Here is a 423-nt window from a genome sequence, read left to right as displayed (position 1 = left end):
GGTAATCCCCCCAATAAATAAGAACACTCATAAATAGAGAGTAACTGCTAGAATACATCAGCAGGAGAATCCTATGAAAAAGACACGCTTTAGCGACAACCAAATCGTCAACATCCTAAAACAAGCCGAACAAGGTGTCCCTATTACCGAGCTCTGCCGTGAGCATAACATCAGCCAAAGCACCTTCTACAACTGGCGATCTAAATATGGTGGTATGGACGCCACGCTTATCAGCCGTCTTAAAGAGCTTGAAGTTGAAAATGCCCGCTTAAAGAAGATGTACGCTGATGAATGTCTTAAATCCGACATCCTACAGGATGCTATGTCAAAAAAGTGGTAGCGCCCCAAAGGCGCCGGCAGATGGCTTGTCACTATATTGAAGATCGTAGCATTAGCATACGCCGTGCTTGCCGTATCTTTAAC

At 44.7% G+C, this 423-nt stretch carries 1 pseudogene; it reads left to right on the top strand.

Going from position 1 to position 423, the window contains the following annotated elements:
- Positions 1-73: 73 nt before the first annotated feature.
- Positions 74-423 (top strand): annotated as a pseudogene (locus tag ACT3QP_RS15095) (transposase); the annotation flags it as partial.

Source organism: Psychrobacter sp. AOP7-B1-24, assembly GCF_052376215.1.
In the GTDB taxonomy this organism is placed as follows: Bacteria; Pseudomonadota; Gammaproteobacteria; order Pseudomonadales; family Moraxellaceae; genus Psychrobacter.
This window is presented reverse-complemented; position numbering and strand designations above follow the sequence as displayed.